The following is a 24,076-nucleotide window of genomic DNA, read 5'->3' as shown; positions in this document are numbered from 1 at the left end:
TGCCGCAAAATGCGGCAGATTCACAATTCGGCGTAGCTTTTACAGTCGTCCCAGATCGTTGACCAGTGCGAGCAACATCACTCCAACCACCAGACTGACACCGATCTGAACCCCCCAGCCCTGCACCTTCTCTGACAGTGGTCGACCACGCGCCCACTCGATCAGATAAAACAGCAAGTGCCCCCCATCCAGTACCGGTATGGGCAGCAAATTGAGAACACCCAGGCTTATGCTCAGATAAGCGAGGAAATTCAGGAAGTCACCTACGCCTGACTGGGCCGAAGCGCCCGCCACTTTAGCAATGGTTATCGGTCCGCTCAAGTTTTTTACCGAGAGCTCGCCGAACAACATTTTCTTCAGCGAATCGAGGGTCAGCACGCTCATCGTCCAGGTACGCCGCGCGCCTTCTGCGACGGCGGCTACAGGACCGTAACTGACCTCGCGCAACATCTCCGGTGGCCAATCCACACCTTTAACGCCGGCGCCGAGATATCCCGTCGCGGCAGTGCCTTCGCCCCGTGCAACCAGATCAACGGGCACATCCAGCCGCGCGCCGTCACGCTCCACGCCCACCGAAATCCGCGTATCCGGATGGACACGTACCCAATCCACGACCTTTTGCCATTCGTCGACCGGCTCGCCATTGAGGGCAAGCAAGCGGTCGCCGGTCTTAAGACCTGCGGCCTGCGCAGGGCCTTTCGGATCAAGCTCCGCCAACAGCGGCGGCAGGGCCGGACGCCACGGGCGGATACCCAGCGAACGGATCGGGTCCGGCTCGGCTGCGCCCTTGAGCCAGTCGTTGAGCACCAGCGAGCGCGGGGTTTCCACGTCGTAACCCTGATCGCGAACGTTCAGCGCAATGCTGCCGCTTTCACCCAGACGGCGGACCAGCTGCAAGTTCACGCCCGCCCATCCGGTGACGGCCTCACCATCAACGGAGACGATTTCCTGACCGGAACTCAGCCCGGCCTTTTCCGCAATGCTGCCTGGCTCAACGCCGCCGACGACGGGTCGGACCTGCTGGCTGCCCAGCATGGCGAGTACCCAGAAAAACACAATCGCCAGCAGAAAATTGGCGACCGGGCCGGCGATCACGATGGCGATGCGCTGATAAACCGACTTGCGATTGAAGGATTGATCCGCCAGCTCGGGGGGAACGTCGCCCTCCCGTTCGTCGAGCATTTTCACGTAGCCGCCGAGGGGAATCGCCGCAACGACGTATTCGGTGCCCTTGCGATCACTCCAGCGCAGCAACGGCATGCCAAAGCCCACTGAAAAACGCAGGACCTTGACGCCACACCGACGCGCCACCCAGAAGTGACCGAATTCGTGAAACGTTACCAGCACGCCCAACGCAACCAGGGTGCCGACAATCATGTATAGCGCGCTCATCGCTGCTCTCCGGGTACCGATCTAGCGGTGCGTTGAAGCCCACATTGCGTGCAATTCGTTGAAATCATCAGTGCCTGAACCGACTGCCTAGCGACCATTGCGACCTAGCCACTGCTCGGCCAGCGCCCGCGCCCGCGCATCGATCTCGAACACTGTCTCCAGTTCGGACACGGCAACGACAGGCTCAAGGTTCAAAACCTCGTCGATCATACTCGCGATTTCCGGGTAGCGAATGCGCTTGTCGAGAAACGCGGCGACTGCGACTTCATTGGCAGCATTCAGCACTGCGGGTGCACTGTCTCCCGCCTCGGCAGCTTGCCGCGCCAGACGCAGGCATGGGAAGCGCACTTCGTCCGGTGCTTCGAAGTCCAGCCGGGCGATGCTGAACAGATCCAGCGGCGCAACGCCGGAATCAATGCGCTCAGGCCAGGCCAGCGCGTGGGCAATCGGCGTGCGCATGTCAGGATTACCCAGTTGCGCCAGCACCGAGCCGTCGACGTAATCGACCATCGAATGGATCACGCTCTGAGGGTGAATTACCACCTCGATCCGCGCGGGCGTCGTATCGAACAGCCAGCAGGCTTCGATCAGCTCAAGGCCCTTGTTCATCATGCTGGCGGAATCGACGGAAATCTTGCGACCCATGGACCAGTTGGGATGCGCACACGCCTGATCCGGCGAGACGTGTTCCAGGTCGGCGAGCGGTGTCTGCCGGAACGGACCACCGGAGGCAGTCAACAGAATGCGCCGGACGCCGACCTTCTCGAGGCCGCTTTCGTAATTACGCGGCAAGCACTGGAAGATCGCGTTGTGCTCGCTGTCGAGGGGCAGCAGTACCGTGCCACTGCGGCGGACAGCCTGCATGAACAAGGCGCCGGACATGACCAGCGCTTCCTTGTTGGCCAGCAGGACCTTCTTGCCCGCCTCGACTGCGGCAAGGGTCGGGCGCAAACCGGCGGCACCCACGATAGCCGCCAGCACCGTATCCACCAGAGGGTGCGCAGACACTTCGCAGAGCCCGCCCTCCCCCACCAGCACACGCGTATCCAGACCGGCGGCACGAAGGTCGTCCTGCAACTGGCGGGCGGCGGCCGTCGTCGGCACCACGGCAAACTGCGGGGTATGGCGAACGCACAATGCCAGCAGTTCGGCCATACGTGTATGACCCGTCAGGGCAAACACCTGGTACCGCGACGGGTGGCGCGCGATGACGTCCAGCGTGCTTAACCCGACCGAGCCCGTTGCGCCAAGTACCGTAATGAGCTGAGGCGTACTCACATCACGCCCCAGTCTTTGGCGGCCCAGAGCAACAAGGCGAACACCGGAATGGCGGCGGTCAGGCTGTCGATGCGATCCAGCACGCCGCCATGGCCCGGTAGCAGGTTGCTACTGTCCTTGACTCCGGATTTGCGCTTGAACATGCTTTCGGTGAGATCGCCTACGACCGAGATAAGCACGACGATCGCTGCAGACACCAGGGCGAAGATGATTTCACCCAGTGACCAGCCGCGGTAGACACCCACCACCGCTGTGATCAGCAGGCATGCTGCCAGGCCTCCATAAAGGCCCTCCCAGCTTTTACCCGGGCTGACCTTCGGCGCAAGCTTGCGCTTGCCGAATGCCTTGCCGGAAAAGTAGGCGCCAATGTCGGCGCCCCACACCAGGATCATCACCGAGAGGATCAGCCAGTTGCCCAGCGGCATTTGCTTGATCAGTACCAGCCCCTGCCACGCCGGCAGCAATATCAGCAGGCCGATCACCAGCTTGCAGATGGCACTGGCCCAATGCGCGCTGGACTCGGGAAAGGTGAGCACCAGCCAGGTTGCCATCAGCCACCAGATCAGTGCCGCCACCAGCAACCATGGCGCAAGGTCCGGCAGCAGGTACAGCAGAAACAGCAGCGCAGCGACCACCACGGCGTACAGAATGCGGGACGATTGCGCTTCAAAGCCTGATAGGCGAGCCCATTCCCAGCCGCCAAGCACGACCACCGCGCCGATGAACAAGGCAAAGCTGCCGCCTTCGAGCAGGAAGAAACCGCACAGGGCCAGCGGCGCAAGGATCAACGCAGTGATGATTCGTTGTTTAAGCATTAAGCGCGGGCTCCAGCTTCTACCTGCTCGCTGGTTTTCCCGAAGCGGCGTTGGCGAGAAGCGAAATCGGCCAGCGCAGTGCGCATGGCATCGTGTTTGAAGTCCGGCCAGAACAGGTCGGAGAAATACAGCTCGGCATAGGCCAGCTGCCAGAGCAGGAAATTGCTGATGCGGTGCTCGCCGCCCGTGCGGATGCAGAGATCGGGCAACGGCAGGTCACCAGTGGCCAGGCACGTTTGCAGCAGTTCCGGGGTGATGTCCTCCGGACGCAGATGGCCGGCCTGAACTTCGCGCGCCAGCCGCTGGGCCGCCTGCGCGATATCCCACTGACCGCCGTAGTTGGCGGCGATCTGCAGAACGAAGCGGCTGTTTTCAGCCGTGCGCTGCTCCGCTTCGCGGATGGCAGCCTGCAGTTCAGGGTGAAACCTCGAACGGTCACCAATGATGCGCAGACTGATGCCGTTCTCGTTGAGGCGCTTGGTCTCGCGGCGAAGCGCCGTGAAAAACAACTCCATCAGCGCGCCGACTTCTTCCGCCGGGCGCTGCCAGTTCTCGCTGGAAAACGCGAACAAGGTCAGCACCTCGACCTTGGCCTCGGCACAGACCTCAATCACCGCACGAACAGCGTCGACGCCGGCTTTGTGGCCTGCTACACCCGGTAGCAGGCGCTTCTTGGCCCAGCGGTTGTTCCCATCCATGATGATCGCGACATGACGCGGCACCGATGCCGGCGCAGCCAGCTTTGTCTTATCCATGAAAGCTTCCCGGCCCTTATACGGCCATCAGGTCCGCTTCTTTGGACTTGGTCGCGGCGTCGATGTCCGCCTCAGCCTTGTCCGTCAGCTTCTGGATGTCGGCAGCGGCGCGGCGCTCTTCGTCTTCGCTGATTTCCTTGTCCTTGACCAGCTTCTTCAGCTCACCCAACGCGTCACGGCGAATGTTACGCACGGCAACGCGGGCGTCTTCTGCGGCGCTGCGTGCCTGCTTGGTGAAGCCCTTGCGGGTCTCTTCCGTCAGGGCAGGCATGGAGATCAACAGCATCTCGCCCAGGTTGGTCGGGTTGAGGTTCAGGCCAGCGCTCTGGATAGCCTTGTCGACCGCAGCGAGCATGTTGCGCTCGAACGCCACGACCTGCAGCGTACGGGAGTCCTTCACGGTGACGTTGGCGACGCCGCTCAGAGGGGTGTCGGAACCGTAGTACGGCACCATGACGCTGCCGAGAATGCTCGGGTGCGCCTTACCGGTGCGGATCTGGCCGAATGCATGGGCCAGGGACTCAAGGGATTTCTTCATCCGCTCTTGAGCGTCTTTCTTTATTTCGTTGATCATTGTTCGCCTTCCTCGATCAAAGTACCTTCCGCGCCGCCATGCACAATGTTCAGCAGGGCGCCGGGCTTGTTCATATTGAAGACACGCAGTGGCATCTTGTGGTCACGACACAGACAGATGGCTGTCAGATCCATTACACCCAGCTTGCGATCCAGCACTTCGTCATAGGTCAGACGATCGAACTTCTCGGCATGCGGGTCCTTGAATGGATCGGCAGTGTACACACCATCGACCTTGGTTGCCTTCAGCACGACATCAGCGTCGATCTCGATCGCGCGCAGGCACGCTGCCGAATCCGTGGTGAAGAACGGATTGCCAGTACCGGCGGCGAAGATCACGACTTCCTTGGCATTCAGGTGACGCATGGCTTTGCGACGATCGTAGTGATCGGTCACACCCACCATGGAAATGGCGGACATTACGATGGCCGAGATGTTGGCCCGCTCCAGCGCGTCACGCATGGCCAGCGCGTTCATCACGGTGGCCAGCATGCCCATGTGGTCGCCCGTGACCCGATCCATGCCGGCCGCGCTCAGCGCTGCACCGCGGAACAGGTTACCGCCACCGATGACCAGGCCGACCTGAACGCCGATGCCGACCAGCTGACCGACTTCAAGGGCCATGCGATCCAGCACCTTGGGGTCGATGCCGAACTCTTCCGACCCCATCAGGGCCTCGCCGCTGAGCTTGAGTAGAATGCGTTTATAGCGAGCTTGATAGCCACTGCCCTGCTGAGCCATTGCGAATCTCTCCTGCGGCGTTTGAAAAAAATCGTTCGAGTTGCGGGCCATTTTCGGCCTGCGCTCACTCTAGGTCACTGCTTCAGGGAAATGCAGCCTCGTAGGCCCAACCCCTGCAAAAACAAATTCAGTGCAGCAATGACAATTCCGCGTACCGCTTTGACAAAGAGGCTGCGCGCGTTAGCGGGCAGCCTCTTCGGGGCGACAGTTGGAAAACCGTCTTATTGCTTGCTTGCAGCTACTTGAGCAGCGACTTCTTCAGCGAAGTTGTCGACTGGCTTCTCGATGCCTTCGCCTACTTTGAAGTAGGTGAAGGAAACGATTTCAGCGCCGGCTTTCCTGGCCAGTTCACCGACCTTGATTTCCGGGTTCTTGACGAACGCTTGCTCGACCAGGCTGGCTTCAGCCAGGAACTTGCTGATACGACCGCCAACCATCTTCTCGGCGATTTCAGCAGGCTTGCCTTTCAGCTTGTCTTCGTTCAACTGCATGAAGACATTCTTCTCGCGCTCGATCGCTTCCGGGGAAACGTCCGAAGGCAGCAGGAACTCAGGGTTGGTCGCTGCTACGTGCATGGCGATGTCCTTCGCCAGCTCTGCATCGCCGCCCTTGAGGACAACAACCACGCCAATCTTGTTCCCGTGCAGGTACGAACCCAGCACGTCGCCTTCGATACGCGCCAGACGACGAATGTTGACGTTCTCGCCAACCTTGCCGACCAGAACCAGACGATCAGCTTCCATCGCTTCAACCAGAGGCTCAACGGTGGTCAGCTTGTCAGCGAAGGCTTTCTCGACGCTCTTGGCGACGAATGCCTTGAAGTCATCCTGCAGAGCCAGGAAGTCGGTCTGGGAGTTGACTTCGATCAGGACTGCGGCTTTGCCGTCGTCCTTGATGGAGATGGCGCCTTCAGCAGCAACGTTGCCTGCTTTCTTGGCGGCCTTGATTGCGCCCGAAGCACGCATATCGTCGATGGCTTTTTCGATGTCGCCGCCAGCCTTGGTCAAGGCCTTTTTGCAATCCATCATGCCTTCGCCGGTACGCTCGCGCAGTTCTTTGACCAACGCTGCAGTAATCTCTGCCATTTCAAAATCCTCTTGGATAGGTCTTCAACCATTCCACCCGCAAGACGGGCGTTCAAATTCTTGAAAATCCATGGTGACTGCTGCACATGACAATAAGATCGATGGCAACGTCAGATGGTTTTCGAGGTGGCAAAAAGGGGGCCAAGCCCCCTTTTTGCGTACTGAGTCAACGCCAGGCGTTTGTTACTCAGCCTTCAACAGTTGCCGCTGGAGCTTCTTCAGCGTAAACGTCGGTGCCGCCAGCGTTGTTGTTGCGACCACGGATCACAGCGTCAGCCATCGAACCCATGTACAACTGAATGGCGCGGATTGCGTCATCGTTGCCCGGGATGATGTAGTCAACGCCTTCAGGGCTGCTGTTGGTGTCGACAACGCCGATGACCGGGATACCCAGCTTGTTGGCTTCGGTGATCGCGATGCGCTCGTGATCAACGTCGATAACGAACAGAGCGTCTGGCAGACCGCCCATGTCCTTGATACCACCCAGGCTACGATCCAGCTTTTCCAGATCGCGAGTGCGCATCAGCGCCTCTTTCTTGGTCAGCTTGGTGAACGTGCCGTCTTCTGCCTGGATTTCAAGATCACGCAGACGCTTGATGGAAGCGCGGATGGTCTTGAAGTTGGTCAGCATGCCGCCCAACCAGCGGTGATCGACGTACGGCGAACCGCAACGTGCTGCTTCTTCAGCAACGATCTTGCCAGCGGAACGCTTGGTGCCGACGAACAGGATCTTGTTTTTGCCCTGAGCCAGGCGCTCAACGAAAGTCAAAGCTTCGTTGAACATAGGCAGGGTTTTTTCAAGGTTGATGATGTGGATCTTGTTGCGCGCGCCGAAAATGTATTTACCCATTTTCGGGTTCCAGTAACGGGTCTGGTGACCGAAGTGCACACCGGCCTTCAGCATATCGCGCATGTTGACTTGGGACATGATAGTTCCTTGATAAGTCGGGTTAGGCCTCCACGTATCCCAATGACCAACCAGCGACTTGAGCCGAAGGCACCCAGGTCATCGTGTCGACACGTGTGTGGGTTAGAGCTTTCGGGGCAGACCCCGTAAAGCGGCGCATTTTATATCACAAAAGACTGGATAACGGAACTCGAAATAAGAGCCTGTTTTTCCGACGCTTTTGACCCCTTCATGCCTGCGGTCGGACACCCTGCCCGCATCGATGGAGGACGCGATGATAACCCGCCTGACGACGGTCTGGTAGAATCGCGTTTTTTCCGTATCAAGCCGTGGCCCCGCCGCGCCGAGAGAGCCTGTTTAATGACCGTGACACTGAAAACCCCCGAAGACATCGAAAAGATGCGCATTGCCGGCCGCCTGGCTGCCGACGTGTTGGAAATGATCGGCGATTATGTAAAGCCTGGCGTGACCACCGAAGAACTGGACCGCATCTGCCACGACTACATCGTCAACGAGCAAAAGGCCATTCCGGCGCCGCTGAATTACAAGGGTTTCCCTAAATCCATCTGCACCTCCATCAACCACGTGGTCTGCCACGGCATCCCGAACGAGAAGCCGCTGAAGAATGGCGACGTGCTGAACATCGACGTGACCGTCATCAAGGACGGCTACCACGGCGACACCAGCAAGATGTTCCACGTCGGCAAAGTGCCGGAGTGGGCCGAGCGTCTGTCCCGCGTCACTCAAGAGTGCCTTTATAAAGGCATCGAAGTGGTCAAGCCCGGCGCGCACCTGGGCGATATCGGTGAAGTGATCCAGAAGCACGCTGAAAAGAACGGCTTCTCTGTCGTCCGCGAATACTGCGGTCACGGCATCGGCAGGGTCTTCCATGAAGAGCCACAAGTGCTGCACTACGGCGAGGCCGGTGATGGCATGGAGCTGAAAGAAGGCATGACCTTCACCATCGAGCCGATGATCAACCAGGGCAAGGCTGACACCCGCCTGCTGGGCGACGGCTGGACAGCCATCACCAAGGATCGCAAGCTGTCGGCCCAGTGGGAGCACACCATTCTGGTGACCGCGACCGGCTACGAAATCTTCACCTTGCGCAGTGATGACACCATCGCCCGCACCTCGGTCTGATCGCGAAGTCACTTGCGATAAGAGCCGGTACAGCCAGCACGGTCGGTTTAGCACGGTCGGTATAGATAGAAGGAAAGCAGTTCGATGCCGCAGGTGGACCCAGATTTGTTCGATCGCGGCCAGTTTCAGGCCGAGCTGGCACTGAAGGCCAGCCCCATACCCGCCTTCAAGAAAGCCATCCGTCAGGCGCGTGAAGTGCTGGACGGACGCTTCAAATCCGGCCGCGAGATCCGCCGCCTGATCGAAGACCGTGCCTGGTTCGTCGATAACATCCTGCAACAGGCCTGGGATCAGTTCGATTGGAGCGAAGATGCCGATATCGCCTTGCTGGCGGTCGGCGGCTACGGTCGCGGCGAACTGCACCCCTATTCCGATATCGACCTGCTGATCCTGCTGGACAGCGCCGACCATGAAGTTTTCCGCGATTCCATCGAACGCTTTCTGACACTGCTGTGGGACATCGGCCTGGAAGTCGGTCAGAGCGTGCGTTCGGTGGATGAATGCGTCACAGAAGCCCGGGCGGATCTGACGGTCATCACGAATTTGATGGAGAGCCGCACGATTGCCGGTCCCGAGCGACTGCGTCAGCGCATGCTCGCCGTCACCAGCACCCGCGAGATGTGGCCGAGCAAGGAGTTCTTCCTGGCCAAACGCGCCGAGCAGAAGAACCGCCATCACAAGTATTTCGACACTGAGTACAACCTCGAGCCCAACGTTAAAGGTTCGCCCGGCGGGCTGCGCGATATTCAGACCATTCTCTGGGTCGCCCGTCGCCAGTACGGCACGCTGAATCTGCATGCCCTGGCAGACGAGGGTTTTCTGCTGGAGAGCGAAAACGCGCTGCTGGCGTCTTCCCAGGAGTTTCTCTGGAAGGTCCGCTACGCGTTGCACATGCTCGCCGGTCGTTCCGAAGACCGTCTGCTCTTCGATTACCAGACAGGCATCGCGCGCTTGCTGGGCTACGAAGACACCGACGCCAAGCTGGCCATCGAACGCTTCATGCAAAAGTATTACCGGGTGGTCATGAGCATCGCGCAGCTCAGCGACCTGATCATCCAGCACTTCGAAGAAGTCATCCTCGCGGACGACGACGGCACGGTCACCGAGACCATCAACTCGCGTTTCCAGCTGCATGACGGCTACATCGAGGCGACCCATCCGAACGTGTTCAAGCGCACGCCGTTCGCGATGATCGAGATCTTCGTGCTGATGGCGCAGCGCCCCGAAATAAAGGGCGTGCGGGCCGACACCATCCGGCTGCTGCGCGAGCATCTATACCTGATCAACGACGATTTCCGCAACGATATCCGCAACACCAGCCTGTTCATCGAGCTGTTCAAATGCGAGATCGGCATCCATCGCAATCTGCGGCGGATGAACCGCTACGGTATTCTCGGGCTGTACCTGCCGGAGTTCGGCCACATCGTTGGGCAGATGCAGCACGACCTGTTCCACATCTACACGGTCGACGCTCACACGCTGAACCTGATCAAGCATCTGCGTAAGTTGCAATACACGCAGGTGTCAGAGAAATTCCCGCTCGCCAGCAAGCTCATGGCCAGACTGCCCAAGCCCGAGCTTATTTATCTGGCCGGGCTTTACCACGACATCGGCAAGGGCCGCGGCGGCGATCACTCGGAACTGGGCGCGATCGACGCAGAGGCGTTTGGTACCCGTCACCACTTGCCACAGTGGGACACCCAGCTGATTGTCTGGCTGGTGCAGAACCATCTGGTGATGTCGACCACCGCCCAGCGCAAGGACCTGTCCGACCCGCAGGTGATCCACGACTTTGCCCAGTTCGTCGGCGATGAAGTGCATCTGGACTACCTGTACGTGCTGACCATCGCGGACATCAACGCGACCAACCCGACGTTATGGAATTCCTGGCGTGCCAGCCTGTTGCGCCAGCTGTACACCGAGACCAAGCGCGCGCTCAAACGTGGGCTGGAAAACCCGGTCGACCGCGAGGAGCAGATCCGTCGCACGCAAAGCGCCGCCCTGGATATTCTGGTGCGCAGTGGCACCGATCCCGACGACGTCGAGCAGTTATGGTCGCAACTGGGTGATGACTATTTCCTGCGTCACACCGCAGGCGACGTGGCGTGGCACAGCGACGCGATTTTGCAGCAGCCGGCCGATGGTGGCCCGCTGGTGCTGATCAAGGAAACCACCCAGCGCGAGTTCGAAGGCGGCACGCAGATCTTCATTTATGCGCCCGACCAGCACGACTTTTTCGCCGTGACCGTGGCGGCGATGGACCAGCTAAACCTGAACATTCACGACGCCCGGGTCATCACCTCCACCAGCCAGTTCACTCTCGACACCTACATCGTGCTCGACAGCGAAGGCGGTTCGATCGGTGAAAACCCGGAGCGTATCAAGGCCATTCGCGATGGACTGACCGATGCGCTGCGCAACCCCGACGACTACCCGACCATCATCAAACGTCGTGTCCCACGTCAGCTGAAGCACTTTGCGTTCGCGCCCGTGGTGACGATTTCCAATGACGCTCAAAGGCCGGTCACGGTGCTGGAACTCAGCGCGCCGGATCGCCCCGGGCTGCTGGCGCGACTGGGCAAGATCTTCCTGGAGTTCGATCTGTCATTGCAGAACGCCAAGATCGCCACGCTGGGCGAGCGCGTAGAAGACGTGTTTTTCCTGACCGATGAAAACCACCAGCCGCTGTCCGATCCGCAGCTGTGCCGACGCCTTCAGGATGAAATCGTCGAGCAGCTCAGCGTCAACCCCGAGCCCGGCAGCGAATTGCGCATCAGCATTTGAACCGGCCAGGACGGCACGACTTAACGACTTGATTCAACGGCGCCTTGCCACCTCGTGAACACGAGTGCGGGCGCCCAGCCTTGAGAACGATTCGACATGAATAACGCCCTGCAGCAGCTCCAGCCCTACCCTTTCGAGAAACTTCGCGCGTTGCTCGGTGCCGTTACACCGAATCCGGACAAACGTCCGATCGCCCTGTCGATCGGCGAACCCAAGCACAAATCGCCGGAATTCGTCGCCAAGGCGCTGGCCGACAATCTCGATCAAATGGCGGTCTATCCGACCACAGCCGGGATTCCTGCATTGCGTGAAGCCATCGCCAACTGGTGCGAACGCCGTTTCAGCGTGCCGGCCGGCTGGCTGGATGCAGCGAAACATGTGCTGCCGGTCAACGGCACCCGCGAGGCGTTGTTCGCGTTTACCCAGACGGTCGTCAATCGCGCTGACAACGGCCTGGTGGTCAGCCCCAACCCGTTCTACCAAATCTATGAAGGTGCGGCGTTTCTGGCCGGTGCCACACCGCACTACCTGCCCTGCCTGGCCGAGCACGGTTTCAATCCGGATTTCGACGCCGTCAGCGCTGACGTCTGGGATCGCTGCCAGATTCTATTCCTGTGCTCGCCGGGCAACCCGACCGGTGCGCTGATCCCGCTGGATACCCTGAAGAAACTCATCGCCCTGGCCGACAAGCACGATTTTGTGATCGCGGCGGACGAGTGCTACAGCGAATTGTATTTCGACGAAGCGACCCCGCCGGCCGGCCTGCTCAGCGCCTGCGCCGAACTGGGTCGTCAGGATTTCAAGCGTTGCGTGGTGTTCCACAGCCTGTCCAAGCGCTCGAACCTGCCGGGCCTGCGCTCGGGGTTTGTCGCCGGCGATGCCGACATTCTCAAGGCATTTCTGCTGTATCGCACTTACCACGGCTGTGCGATGCCGGTGCAGACGCAACTGGCGAGCATCGCGGCCTGGAGCGACGAAGAACACGTGCGCGCCAACCGCACGCTGTACCGGGAAAAGTTTGACGCCGTGCTGGAAATCCTAAGCCCGGTCATGGACGTACAGCGTCCCGACGGCGGCTTCTATCTGTGGCCCAACGTCGGGACTGACGATGCGAAGTTCTGCCGGGATCTGTTCGTCACCGAGCACGTGACCGTGGTGCCGGGGTCATACCTGTCCCGCGATGTCGACGGGTTCAACCCCGGCACCGGCCGCGTGCGCATGGCACTGGTTGCACCGCTGGCCGAGTGCATCGAAGCCGCTCAGCGTATTCGCGAGTTTGTGACGAGCCGCTGACATCCCGCCGACTGAGGCTGGCTACAGGCCTCAGTGCGCCAGCCCCAGATTGGCTTCATTGAGATCGAGTTCCGCCAGCACCAGGCGCAGCACGTCATCGCCAATCTGGTGGTGACGGTGCAGGTTGTACAGTTCCAGACGCTGGGCACGCAGGGCGTTGAGGCGCATGCGTTTCTCCAGTTGTTCCATCTGGAATGCCAAGGCCTGGGCTTCGGCGGTGTCGTTGAAGATATCCAGACGCTGGCGGTATTCGGACATGATCCGCGCCTTTACTTCTATCGCGAGCACAGCCTGCGCGGCCTCGGGTGAATCCGTGGCCGCCGGGATCGCTTCGTTCTCCAGTGTCTTGATTGCCGCCTGGGCCGTACGCTTCCAGGCGTCCCTCACTTCGCGCTTCATGCGCATGTCCGGTTCATTGACCTGCCCACGCAGCAGCAGTGGCAAACCGATGCTCGCCGACACCAGCGACAGCAGGATCACCCCGGCAGCAATGAAAATCAGCAAGTCACGCTCGGGAAAGTCGACGCCCGCACTGATCAGCATCGGCACCGACAATGTACCTGCCAGTGTGACGGCACCGCGCACCCCGCCCACGGTCAGCAGCAATGACGAGCGTGTCGACAGATCCAGCGTGCCATCGCCCCTGCCGCGCCAGCGCCGAATCTGGATCATCAGCCGCCAGACGCTTTGCACCCAGATGTAACGCAACACCGCCAGCACGACGAAGATCGCCAGCACATCCAGGCAACGCCACAACAAGGTCGGCCACAGCGTGGCTTCATGGTGGGTAACGGCGGTGATGATGTCAGGCAGCTGCAAGCCGAGCAGCAGGAAGATCAGGCCGTTGAATGCAAATTCCAACAGGGTCCACACGCTGCGATTGAGCAGTCGGGTGGTGGTCTGGCGGGGCAGCAGATCGACCCAGCTTTGCATCATCCCCGCCGCCACCGCCGAGAGAATTCCGGACAGTTCAAGCCGCTCGGCAAGGACGTAAGCGGCGAACGGCAGCAGCAACATGAAGACCACGTGGGTCGCCGGATCATCCCAGCCCCGGGTGATCATCCAGCTGCGAAGACGCCCCACCATCCAGCTGAGCGCAACGCCAACGGCCAGACCGCCACAGGCCACCAGCACAAAATTCAGGCTGGCATCGGTCAGGGAAAACACCCCGGTGATGGCAGCTGCGAGGGCAAACTTGAAGGTGACCAGGCCGGTTGCGTCATTCATCAATGCTTCGCCCTGGAGCATGCGCATGATCGGCGCAGGCAGCCGGTCCTGGGCGATGGCCGAGACCGCCACGGCGTCGGTCGGGGACAGCACCGCTGCCAACGCAAAGGCGACAGGCAGGGGAATGGAAGGCAGCAGCCAGTGGATGAAGTAGCCGGCGCCGATCACGGTGAAAATCACCAGCCCGACCGCGAGGGTCAGAATGGCGCCGCGGTAGCGCCAAAGGTCGCGCTTGGGCATCCGCCACCCATCTGAAAACAGCAGCGGCGGCAGGAACAGAAACAGAAACAGCTCAGGGTCGAGTGCCACGTGCAGGCCCAGCGTCGGCCAGGCGAGCAAGGCACCCGCAGCGATTTGCACCAGCGGCAGCGGCAGCGGAATCACTCGGGCCAGCAATCGCGAGACACCTACCAGCGTCAACAAGATAAGGACGGTATAGGCTGTTTGCATTGCGTGTTTCCCCAAGCGTTGACTCATGACTGACATCGGCAACAGACCGGATGCGTCCGGCAAAGTGCCCATATTTACGGCCGGAAAGGTCATGGTGTTCTGATACATCTGCAGCGGCAGGCCGTCGTCGCCAGCATTCATGGCGGGCAATACGGCCTCAAATGGACAAAGCGTCGGCGCGCCGCGCTTACCCTGCGTGTACGTGGCATAATCCTCCACCGTTTTTTTCAACCGTCCCGAAAGGAGCAGGCCGATGGCCAAGGAAACCCACACGTTGCACCTGTTTGGGATCAAGGCGTGCGACACGATGAAGAAGGCGCGCACCTGGCTCGATGAAAAATCGGTGAATTACGATTTCCACGACTACAAGACCCAAGGCATCGACCGCGACCACCTGACCCGTTGGTGCAACGAGCATGGCTGGCAGACGGTACTCAACCGCGCCGGCACGACCTTTCGCAAACTGGACGAGGCGCAGAAAGCCGACCTCGATCAGGAAAAGGCCATTGAGCTGATGCTCGCTCAGCCGTCGATGATCAAGCGCCCGGTGCTGGATCTTGGCGACAAAACCCTGATTGGCTTCAAACCCGAACTGTACGCTGCGGCTATCGCCTGATTGAGATAGCCCTAAATAACGAGGTATCTGCATGTCCACTTCTCTGTTCAGCCTGGCCTTTGGCGTTGGCACACAAAACCGTCAAGGCACCTGGCTGGAAGTTTTCTACGCCCTGCCACTGCTCAACCCGTCGGCTGAAATCGTCGCCGCGGTCGCACCGATCCTGGGCTACACCGGTGGCAATCAGGCCATCGCATTCAACACCGATCTGTCCTCGCGTCTGGCCAATGCCCTCAAAGGCATCGACGACGCCCAGGCCGCGCTGCTGACCCGACTGGCCGAGAGCCACAACCCGCTGGTCGCCACGCTGCTGGCCGAAGACGCCGCGCTGACCTCCACCCCCGAGGCCTACCTCAAGCTGCATTTGCTCTCCCATCGACTGGTCAAGCCCCACGGCTTGAGCCTGGCCGGCGTGTTCCCGCTGCTGCCGAACGTCGCGTGGACCAGCCAGGGCGCCATTGATCTGGGCGAGCTGGCCGAGCGTCAGCTGGAAGCCCGCCTGAAAGGCCAGTTTCTGGAGGTCTTCTCGGTGGACAAATTCCCGAAAATGACCGACTACGTCGTGCCGGCCGGTGTGCGCATCGCTGACACCGCGCGCGTGCGTCTGGGCGCCTACATCGGCGAAGGTACCACCGTGATGCACGAAGGTTTCGTCAACTTCAACGGCGGCACCGAAGGCCCGGGCATGATCGAAGGCCGTGTGTCGGCTGGCGTATTCGTCGGCAAAGGTTCGGACCTGGGCGGCGGTTGCTCGACCATGGGCACGCTGTCGGGCGGCGGCAACATGGTGATCAAGGTCGGCGAAGGCTGCCTGATCGGCGCGAACGCCGGCATCGGCATTCCGTTGGGCGATCGCAACACGGTTGAAGCCGGTCTCTACGTCACTGCGGGCACCAAAGTGGCGCTGCTGGACGACAAGAACGAGCTGGTCAAGGTCGTGAAGGCACGTGAACTGGCCGGTCAACCGGACCTGCTGTTCCGTCGCAACTCGCAGACCGGCGCGGTGGAATGCAAATCCCACAAGTCGGCCATCGAGCTGAACGAAGCGCTGCACGCTCACAACTGATCGATGCTGCGTGCGGGTTCGGTGTCCCCCTGGGCACCGAACCCGCCTCAACGAGCGTGACTGATATGCCCCTCATTTCTCCCTGGCGCGCTGACTTTCCGGCCATCGACGCCCTGCAACGGCAAGGCCAGACCTATCTGGACAGCGCCGCAACCGCACAAAAGCCCCACGCCCTGATCGACGCCACGGTGCATTACTACGCCAACGGCGCAGCGAATGTGCATCGCGCTCAGCACCTGCCGGGCGCCATGGCGACCCAGACCTTTGAGGACACGCGGCGCAAGGCCGGCGAATGGCTGAATGCCGGAGCGTCCGGGCAGATCGTGTTCACCCACGGCGCCACGTCCGCGTTCAACCTGCTCGCCTATGGCCTGGAGCACGTGTTTCAGGCCGGCGACGAGATTGTCATCAGCGCGCTGGAGCACCACGCCAATCTGTTGCCCTGGCAGCAACTGGCCCTGCGTCGCAACCTGAAACTGGTTGTACTGCCCGTTACCGACGCCGGCGTGATAGATGTTGAGGCCGCCGCCGAACTGATCACACCACGCACCCGTTTGCTGGCGGTCAGTCAGTTGTCCAATGTGCTCGGCACCTGGCAGCCGGTCCGGCAGCTCGTTGCGCTGGCCCAGGCACAGGGCGCGCTGACGGTGATTGATGGCGCTCAGGGCGTCGTCCATGGCCGACACGATGTGCAGGACATCGGCTGCGATTTCTACGTGTTTTCCAGCCATAAGCTCTATGGCCCGGATGGCGTGGGCGTCCTGTTCGGCAGACATCAGGCGCTGGCGCAGTTGCAGCATTGGCAGTTCGGCGGCGAGATGGTCCTGCAGACCGGTTACCGGACAGCCACGTTCCGCCCCGCGCCGCTGGGCTTCGAAGCGGGCACGCCGCCCATCAGCGCGGTGATCGGCCTCGGCGCGACGCTGGATTATCTCAACGGCCTGAATCAGTCCGCCGTCGCCGAATACGAAGCGTGCCTGCATGAGCGGTTGCGCGCCGGGTTGATGCTGCGCGACGGTGTGCAGGTGCTGGGCGATCCCCATGTGGCGCTGGTGAGTTTCGTGGTCGAGGGCGTACACAACGCCGATCTTGCGCACCTGCTGACCGAGCAAGGCGTCGCCGTTCGCGCCGGTCACCACTGCGCCATCCCGTTGATCAGTAGCTTGGGCCTCTCCGGGGCAATCCGCGTGTCGCTGGGGTTGTACAACGATTCCGAGGACCTGGAGCGGTTTTTCAGCGCTCTGGATGGGGCATTGGAGGTATTGCGATGAGCCTGCCGATCGAGGCGCACACGGCGCTGGAAACCTTCAACGGGTCATTGAGCTGGGAGCAGCGGGCGCGGCTATTGATGCAATGGGGCGACCGCCTGCCGCCCATGAGAGACGACGAAAAGACCGACGAGCGTCTGGTGGACGGCTGCGAGAGCAAGGTCTGGCTGGTGGGAGATGTCGTCGACGGTCATTGGCAGTTCCGCGCCGCCAGCGATGCGCGGTTGATTCGGGGGCTGGTGGCGTTGCTGCTGGCCCGGGTCAATGGCCTGTCGTCCCAAGCGCTGCAGCAAGTAGATCTGGCTGAGTGGTTCACGAAGCTGGGATTGAGCCGTCAGCTGTCGGCATCCCGCAGCAACGGGCTGAATGCGGTGTTGCAGAAGATGCGGCAACTTACTCTGTAGGAGCCGGCTTGCTGGCGAACTCAGTGGGTCAGGCACATTAGTGGCGGCTGACACAGCTGTCGCCAGCAAGCCGGTTCCTGCAGATCCTATGAAGGACGGCGCTCCGACGGCCGTCGCACGCCGGCGACGATTTTGTCCACGGCCTTGGTCGCGGCGACCATCCCGAAGGTGGCAGTGACCATCATCACCGCGCCAAACCCGCCCGCGCAATCAAGCTTCACGCCATCGCCGACGAAGCTTTTCTGCAGGCAGATGCTGCCGTCCGGCTTGGGGTAGCGCAGTTGCTCGGTAGAGAACACGCACGGCACGCTGTAATGCCGAGTGACCGTGCGGGAAAAGCCGTAATCGCGGCGCAGGGTCGAACGCACTTTGGACGCGAGCGGATCGTTGAATGTCCGGTTGAGGTCGCAGACCTGAATCAGGGTCGGGTCGATCTGCCCGCCCGCGCCACCGGTGGTGATGATCTGGATCTTGCGGCGTTTGCACCAGGCGATCAGCGCGGCCTTGGCGTTGACGCTGTCGATGCAATCGAGCACGCAGTCGATGTCAGGCGTGATGTATTCGGCCATGGTCTCGCGGGTGACGAAGTCGGCGACGGCATGGACCACACAATCAGGATTGATCTCACGCAGGCGGTCGGCCATGACCTCGATCTTGGCGCGGCCAACGGTGCTGCTCAGGGCGTGCAACTGGCGGTTGCTATTGCTGACGCAGACGTCGTCCAGATCAAACAGGGATATCTCGCCTACGCCACAGCGCGCCATGGCTTCCGCCGCCCAGGAACCCACGCCGCCAATCCCGACCACCGCCACGTGGGCCGCGCGCAGGCGTTCCAGACCCTCAATGCCGTACAGGCGGGCAACGCCAGCGAAACGCGGATCTTCTGTACTCATGACCAATACCCCAAAAAACCGGCGCGCATTATAGGCCCTGACGGCGATTCGCAAAGCGCTGAGTGGCAGGCGTTTGGTCTGAAAGTCCCCTCTTTCCCCGCCTGCCCAATGCAGGACAGGTAACGGCCTACGAGCCTGGCCGAACAGAACTTCAACACGTGTCGGTTGCCAAAGTTTCGGCCCGCTGTACCCTGTCACTCCTCCCCGTTCCCCTCTTGGAACCTGAAGCACCTATGTCATCGCGTAAATTTGGACTCAACCTTGTTGTCGTCGTGGCGATTGCTGCGCTGTTCACCGGCTTCTGGGCGCTGATCAACCGCCCCGTCACCGCCCCCAACTGGCCTGAACAGATCTCCGGCTTCTCCTATTCGCCTTTCCGCCTGGGGCAGAATCCACAGAAAGATTCCTACCCATCCGACGAAGAAATGCGTCAGGACCTGGAGCTGATGAGCAAGCAGACGGACAACATCCGTATCTATTCAGTGGACGGCACGCTCAAGGACATCCCCAAGCTGGCCGAGGAGTTCGGCCTGCGGGTGACCCTCGGCATCTGGATCAGTCCGGACCTGGAGCGAAACGAGCGCGAAATCACCACGGCGATCGAACTGGCGAACACCTCGCGCAGCGTCGTTCGCGTGGTGGTCGGCAACGAGGCGCTGTACCGCGAAGAGATCAAACCCAAGGACCTGATGGCCGCCCTCGACCGCGTGCGCGCCGCCGTCAAAGTCCCGGTGACCACGTCCGAGCAGTGGCATATCTGGGAAAAGTACCCGGAACTGGCCAAGCACGTTGACCTGGTCGCCGCGCACATCCTGCCGTACTGGGAATACATCCCGATGGATAAAGCCGGTCAGTACGTGCTTGATCGTGCCCGCGAACTGAAACGCATGTTCCCGAAAAAGCCGCTGCTGCTCTCTGAAGTCGGCTGGCCGAGCAACGGCCACATGCGCGGCGGTGCGGACGCCACCCAGGCGGATCAGGCGGTCTACCTGCGCACGCTGGTCAACAAGCTCAACCGTCAAGGCTTCAACTACTTTGTGATCGAAGCCTTCGACCAGCCGTGGAAAGCCAGCGACGAAGGATCGGTTGGTGCCTATTGGGGCGTGTACAACGCCGCCCGCCAGCAGAAATTCAACTTCGAAGGCCCGGTCGTTGCGATCCCGCAGTGGCGTGTATTGGCGATCGGTTCCGCGGTGTTGGCGATGCTTGCCCTCGCCTTGTTGCTGATTGATGGCTCGGCGCTGCGTCAGCGTGGCCGGACATTCCTGACCTTTATTGCTTTCCTGTGTGGATCTGTCCTGGTCTGGATCGGCTACGACTACAGCCAGCAATACAGCACCTGGTTCAGTCTGCTCGTAGGATTTTTACTGGCGCTCGGCGCATTCGGCGTCTTTATCGTCTTGTTGACCGAGGCCCACGAGCTGGCCGAAGCGGTGTGGACGCACAAACGCCGCCGCGAATTCCTGCCCGTTGAAGGGGATTCGGCCTACAGACCGAAAGTGTCCATTCACGTGCCCTGCTACAACGAGCCGCCGGAAATGGTCAAACAGACCCTCAACGCCCTGGCGGCGCTGGATTATCCGGATTTCGAAGTGTTGCTGATCGACAACAACACCAAGGACCCCGCCGTGTGGGAGCCGGTCAAGGCCCACTGCGAAATGCTCGGGCCGCGCTTCAAGTTTTTCCACGTCGCGCCGCTGGCCGGCTTCAAGGGCGGCGCCCTGAACTACCTGATCCCGCACACCGCGCCGGATGCCGAAGTAATTGCCGTGATTGACTCGGACTACTGCGTCGACCGCAACTGGCTCAAGCACATGGTTCCGCACTTCGCCGATCCGAAAATCGCTGTGGTGCAGTCGCCGCAGGACTACCGCGACCAGCACGAAAGTGCGTTCAAGAAGCTCTGTTACTCCGAATACAAAGGCTTCTTCTACATCGGCATGGTCACCCGCAATGACCGCGATGCGATCATTCAGCACGGCACCATGACCATGACCCGTCGCTCGGTTCTGGAAGAACTGGGCTGGGCGGACTGGTGCATCTGTGAAGACGCCGAGCTGGGCCTTCGCGTGTTCGAAAAAGGCTATTCGGCAGCGTACGCGCACAATAGCTTCGGCAAGGGCTTGATGCCCGACACCTTCATCGACTTCAAAAAGCAGCGTTTCCGCTGGGCCTATGGCGCGATTCAGATTATCAAGCGTCACGCCGCCAGCCTGCTGCGCGGCAAGGACACTGAGCTGACCCGCGGCCAGCGCTATCACTTCCTCGCGGGCTGGCTGCCGTGGGTGGCCGATGGGATGAACATCTTCTTTACGGTCGGCGCACTGCTCTGGTCGTCGGCGATGATCATCGTGCCCAACCGTGTTGATCCACCGCTGCTGATTTTCGCGATTCCGCCGCTGGCGCTGTTCTTCTTCAAGGTCGGCAAGATCATCTTCCTGTACCGTCGCGCCGTTGGCGTGAACCTCACGGACGCGTTCTACGCAGCGCTCGCGGGGCTGGCGCTGTCTCACACCATCGCCAAAGCGGTGCTGTACGGGTTCTTCACCACCAGCATCCCGTTCTTCCGCACCCCGAAAAACGCCGAAAGCCATGGCTTGCTGGTGGCGATTTCCGAGGCCCGCGAAGAGTTGTTCATCATGCTGATGCTGTGGGGCGCTGCATTGGGGATCTGTCTGGTACAGGGTCTGCCGAGCAACGACATGCGCTTCTGGGTCATCATGCTGCTGGTGCAATCGCTGCCGTATCTGGCGGCGTTGATCATGGCGTTTCTGTCGTCGCTGCCGAAACCGAAACCGGCAGACGAACCCGCTACCGCCTGAAACAATGGGGCGCTGTACTAAACGGCGGCCTTCGGGTCGCCGTTTTGCTTTAAGCTATTCGCCGGTTTATGCCTTGCCTTCACTCAATATCTCGGACCTTTCATGACAGCCCCAGCTGACCTCTCGCCCACGCTGCAACTCGCCTGCGACTTGATCCGTCGCCCATCCGTCACGCCACTGGACGCCGACTGCCAGGCCGTGATGATGAAACGCCTGAGCGATGCCGGTTTTGCGCTGGAGCCAATGCGTATTCAGGATGTGGATAACTTCTGGGCCACCCACGGCAGCCAGGACGGTCCGGTGCTGTGTTTTGCCGGTCACACCGACGTGGTGCCGACCGGACCGGTTCAGGCCTGGCAGAATGATCCGTTCAGCGCGCTGATCGACGAAGACGGCATGCTCTGCGGCCGTGGCGCGGCGGACATGAAAGGCAGCCTGGCGTCGATGATTGTCGCCACCGAGCGTTTCGTCGCCGATCACCCGAACCACAAGGGCAAAGTGGCCTATCTGATCACCAGCGACGAAGAAGGCCCGGCGCACCACGGCACCAAAGCAGTGGTCGAGCGTCTGGCGGCGCGCAACGAACGGCTCGACTGGTGCATCGTCGGCGAACCATCGAGCACGACGCTGGTGGGCGATGTGGTCAAGAACGGCCGTCGCGGTTCACTGGGCGCAACCCTCACCGTCAAAGGCATTCAGGGCCATGTCGCCTACCCGCATCTGGCGAAGAACCCCATTCATCTGGCAGCACCGGCGCTGGCTGAGCTGGCCGCCGAGCACTGGGACAACGGCAATGATTTCTTCCCGCCGACCAGCTTCCAGATCTCCAACCTGAATTCCGGCACCGGCGCCACCAATGTGATCCCGGGGGATCTGATGGCCGTGTTCAATTTCCGTTTCTCCACCGAATCCACCGTCGAAGGCCTCAAGCAACGCGTCGCCGCTATTCTCGACAAACACGATCTGGACTGGCACGTGGAATGGGCGCTGTCCGGCCTGCCGTTCCTCACCGAACCGGGCGCACTGCTGGACGCAGTGTCGGCGAGCATCAAACACGTCACCGGCCGCGACACCCGTGCGTCGACCAGCGGCGGCACCTCGGACGGTCGCTTCATCGCCACCCTCGGCACCCAAGTGGTCGAACTGGGGCCGGTCAATGCGACGATCCATCAAGTCAACGAACGCATCCTCGCCAGCGATCTCGACGTGCTGACCGAGATCTACTACCAGACCCTGGTCAAGTTGCTCGCCTGATGCTGACCTGCCCGATCTGCTCCGCCCCGCTCGATTCAGCGGATAACGGTGTCGTGTGCCCGGCCGGGCACCGCTTCGACCGCGCCCGTCAGGGGTATCTGAATCTGCTGCCCGTGCAGCACAAGAACAGCCGCGACCCCGGCGACAATCAGGCGATGGTCGAGGCGCGCCGCGACTTTCTCAACGCCGGGCATTACGCGCCAGTCGCCAGGCGTCTCGCCGAACTGGCCGCCGAGCGTGCCCCCGCGCACTGGCTCGACATTGGGTGTGGCGAGGGTTATTACACCGCGCAGATCGCCCAGAGCCTGCCCGACGCCGACGGCTACGCGCTGGACATCTCCCGCGAAGCGGTGAAGCGCGCCTGCAAACGCGACCCGAACATCACCTGGTTGATTGCCAGCATGGCGCGCGTGCCACTGCCGGATGCGAGCATGCAGTTCATCGCCAGCGTGTTCAGCCCGCTGGACTGGGCCGAGGCCAAGCGTCTGCTTTCGCCGGGCGGTGGCCTGATGCGTGTAGGACCGACCAACGATCACCTGATGGAATTGCGTCAGCGCCTGTACGACGAAGTCCGCGATTACAGCGATGACAAGCACTTGGCCCTGGTGCCGGAAGGCATGAGCCTGCAGCACAGCGAAACCCTGCGTTTCACCCTGACACTGGCGGACGGCCAGGCCCGCGCCAATCTGCTGGCCATGACGCCCCACGGCTGGCGCGCCAGTGCCGAGCGCCGCGCGAACGTGATCGAGCAGGCCGAGCCGTTCGAGGTCACGGTGTCCATGCGCTACGATTATTTCGTCCTGAACTGACGGCTTGAAGCACCCGAACAGACTGAATCCGCGAGTGGATTTTCCAGCACAACCAAGAGGCATCCATGCGCCAACCCGATATCGAGATTTACCTGAAAGACGCTGACGTCGACCATAAGGCAATCACCGCATGGCTGACTCAAGCCATCGGCCCTTGCACCGAATGGGCACAGAAAGGCCAGACGTGGAAATGCCAGGCGGACAACGTGCCCGTGACCTGGATTCCCAAGGCCGTCGGCAAGTGGAACAGCCTGTGCCTGGACAGCGACAAAACCCCGTGGGAAGACGACATCGCCTGCGCCCGTGCCGCCTTCGCCGCGTTGAAGGTCGAAGTGCGTTGCGCCCCGGGGACATGGGTCGAAGAAGAGAGTGACGCCGAAGCCGATCAATGGATCCGCATCAGCGTGGATGGTGAGGAAGAAATCACCTGGCATACGTCCTGATACATCATCCTGACGGGCGCCCGCGCCGCTTTGCCCATCCCCGCCATATGCGGCAAAC

The 24,076-nt window shown here is 61.0% G+C and carries 21 protein-coding genes; 11 read left to right on the top strand and 10 right to left on the bottom strand.

Annotation, left to right across the window (positions count from 1 at the left end; translation table 11 throughout):
• Positions 1 to 39: 39 nt before the first annotated feature.
• The 8 genes from rseP to rpsB form a co-directional block, all read right to left on the bottom strand.
• The gene (gene rseP / locus FX982_RS12805) at positions 40 to 1,392 is read right to left on the bottom strand and encodes an RIP metalloprotease RseP (RefSeq protein ID WP_172610968.1); all 1,353 of its coding nucleotides are present in this window, start codon (positions 1,390 to 1,392) and stop codon (positions 40 to 42) included.
• Positions 1,393 to 1,479: 87 nt separating this feature from the next.
• Entirely contained in the window at positions 1,480 to 2,670 is a 1,191-nt protein-coding gene (gene ispC / locus FX982_RS12800) for a 1-deoxy-D-xylulose-5-phosphate reductoisomerase (RefSeq protein WP_172610966.1), read from the bottom strand.
• On the bottom strand, positions 2,667 to 3,485 hold the full coding sequence (locus FX982_RS12795; protein ID WP_172610965.1) for a phosphatidate cytidylyltransferase: 819 nt from the start codon (positions 3,483 to 3,485) through the stop codon (positions 2,667 to 2,669). The genes ispC and FX982_RS12795 overlap by 4 nt, the downstream gene beginning before the upstream one ends.
• Entirely contained in the window at positions 3,485 to 4,240 is a 756-nt protein-coding gene (uppS, locus tag FX982_RS12790) for a polyprenyl diphosphate synthase (protein WP_074891303.1), read from the bottom strand. The genes FX982_RS12795 and uppS overlap by 1 nt, the downstream gene beginning before the upstream one ends.
• 16 nt (positions 4,241 to 4,256) lie before the next feature.
• Entirely contained in the window at positions 4,257 to 4,814 is a 558-nt protein-coding gene (gene frr / locus FX982_RS12785) for a ribosome recycling factor (RefSeq protein ID WP_122537363.1), read from the bottom strand.
• On the bottom strand, positions 4,811 to 5,554 hold the full coding sequence (pyrH, locus tag FX982_RS12780; RefSeq protein ID WP_037014256.1) for a UMP kinase: 744 nt from the start codon (positions 5,552 to 5,554) through the stop codon (positions 4,811 to 4,813). Before pyrH ends, frr begins: the two co-directional genes overlap by 4 nt.
• 221 nt (positions 5,555 to 5,775) lie before the next feature.
• Positions 5,776 to 6,639, bottom strand: coding sequence for a translation elongation factor Ts (gene tsf / locus FX982_RS12775; protein ID WP_172610963.1), 864 nt, complete (start codon positions 6,637 to 6,639; stop codon positions 5,776 to 5,778).
• Positions 6,640 to 6,826: 187 nt separating this feature from the next.
• Complete coding sequence (gene rpsB / locus FX982_RS12770; RefSeq protein ID WP_037014262.1) at positions 6,827 to 7,567, bottom strand: 30S ribosomal protein S2; 741 nt, start codon at positions 7,565 to 7,567, stop codon at positions 6,827 to 6,829.
• 339 nt (positions 7,568 to 7,906) lie between these two features.
• On the opposite strand from rpsB, the gene map reads away from it, so the two are divergent.
• From map to dapC, 3 genes are all read left to right on the top strand, one after another.
• A complete protein-coding gene (gene map, locus FX982_RS12765; protein WP_108120923.1) occupies positions 7,907 to 8,689 on the top strand; it encodes a type I methionyl aminopeptidase in 783 nt (260 codons plus the stop codon).
• 84 nt (positions 8,690 to 8,773) lie between these two features.
• The gene (locus tag FX982_RS12760; RefSeq protein WP_172610961.1) at positions 8,774 to 11,473 is read left to right on the top strand and encodes a [protein-PII] uridylyltransferase; all 2,700 of its coding nucleotides are present in this window, start codon (positions 8,774 to 8,776) and stop codon (positions 11,471 to 11,473) included.
• Between the two features lie 96 nt (positions 11,474 to 11,569).
• On the top strand, positions 11,570 to 12,766 hold the full coding sequence (gene dapC, locus FX982_RS12755; protein ID WP_172610960.1) for a succinyldiaminopimelate transaminase: 1,197 nt from the start codon (positions 11,570 to 11,572) through the stop codon (positions 12,764 to 12,766).
• Between the two features lie 30 nt (positions 12,767 to 12,796).
• Here dapC and FX982_RS12750 read toward each other — a convergent pair whose 3' ends face one another.
• Positions 12,797 to 14,443, bottom strand: coding sequence for a Na+/H+ antiporter (locus FX982_RS12750; RefSeq protein ID WP_172613046.1), 1,647 nt, complete (start codon positions 14,441 to 14,443; stop codon positions 12,797 to 12,799).
• Positions 14,444 to 14,696: 253 nt separating this feature from the next.
• On the opposite strand from FX982_RS12750, the gene FX982_RS12745 reads away from it, so the two are divergent.
• From FX982_RS12745 to FX982_RS12730, 4 genes are all read left to right on the top strand, one after another.
• Positions 14,697 to 15,059 carry an ArsC family reductase gene (locus FX982_RS12745; RefSeq protein ID WP_133772712.1) on the top strand — a complete coding sequence of 121 codons (363 nt, stop codon included), beginning with the start codon at positions 14,697 to 14,699 and terminating at the stop codon, positions 15,057 to 15,059.
• Between the two features lie 31 nt (positions 15,060 to 15,090).
• Positions 15,091 to 16,125, top strand: a complete 1,035-nt coding sequence (gene dapD / locus FX982_RS12740; protein WP_122622956.1) for a 2,3,4,5-tetrahydropyridine-2,6-dicarboxylate N-succinyltransferase — start codon at positions 15,091 to 15,093, stop codon at positions 16,123 to 16,125.
• A 65-nt stretch (positions 16,126 to 16,190) separates the two neighbouring features.
• The gene (locus tag FX982_RS12735; RefSeq protein WP_172610958.1) at positions 16,191 to 17,396 is read left to right on the top strand and encodes an aminotransferase class V-fold PLP-dependent enzyme; all 1,206 of its coding nucleotides are present in this window, start codon (positions 16,191 to 16,193) and stop codon (positions 17,394 to 17,396) included.
• Positions 17,393 to 17,797: a SufE family protein gene (locus tag FX982_RS12730; RefSeq protein ID WP_172610956.1), complete on the top strand. Its 405-nt coding sequence runs from the start codon at positions 17,393 to 17,395 to the stop codon at positions 17,795 to 17,797. The genes FX982_RS12735 and FX982_RS12730 overlap by 4 nt, the downstream gene beginning before the upstream one ends.
• An 86-nt stretch (positions 17,798 to 17,883) precedes the next feature.
• On the opposite strand, the gene tcdA is transcribed toward FX982_RS12730, so the two are convergent.
• On the bottom strand, positions 17,884 to 18,690 hold the full coding sequence (gene tcdA, locus FX982_RS12725; RefSeq protein ID WP_172610954.1) for a tRNA cyclic N6-threonylcarbamoyladenosine(37) synthase TcdA: 807 nt from the start codon (positions 18,688 to 18,690) through the stop codon (positions 17,884 to 17,886).
• Positions 18,691 to 18,923: 233 nt separating this feature from the next.
• Between tcdA and FX982_RS12720 the strand changes: the two genes are divergently transcribed.
• The 4 genes from FX982_RS12720 to FX982_RS12705 all read left to right on the top strand — a co-directional run bounded on the left by FX982_RS12720 (position 18,924) and on the right by FX982_RS12705 (position 24,018).
• Positions 18,924 to 21,512, top strand: coding sequence for a glycosyltransferase family 2 protein (locus tag FX982_RS12720; RefSeq protein WP_172610952.1), 2,589 nt, complete (start codon positions 18,924 to 18,926; stop codon positions 21,510 to 21,512).
• Positions 21,513 to 21,614: 102 nt separating this feature from the next.
• Entirely contained in the window at positions 21,615 to 22,766 is a 1,152-nt protein-coding gene (gene dapE / locus FX982_RS12715) for a succinyl-diaminopimelate desuccinylase (RefSeq protein ID WP_172610951.1), read from the top strand.
• On the top strand, positions 22,766 to 23,575 hold the full coding sequence (locus FX982_RS12710; protein WP_172610949.1) for a putative RNA methyltransferase: 810 nt from the start codon (positions 22,766 to 22,768) through the stop codon (positions 23,573 to 23,575). Before dapE ends, FX982_RS12710 begins: the two co-directional genes overlap by 1 nt.
• Positions 23,576 to 23,640: 65 nt before the next feature.
• Positions 23,641 to 24,018 (top strand): hypothetical protein, encoded by a 378-nt coding sequence (locus tag FX982_RS12705; RefSeq protein ID WP_172610947.1) that lies wholly within the window; start codon positions 23,641 to 23,643, stop codon positions 24,016 to 24,018.
• Positions 24,019 to 24,076 lie beyond the last annotated feature (58 nt).

Origin of the sequence: Pseudomonas graminis (genome assembly GCF_013201545.1) — a bacterium.
Classification (GTDB): Bacteria; Pseudomonadota; Gammaproteobacteria; order Pseudomonadales; family Pseudomonadaceae; genus Aquipseudomonas.
This window is presented reverse-complemented; position numbering and strand designations above follow the sequence as displayed.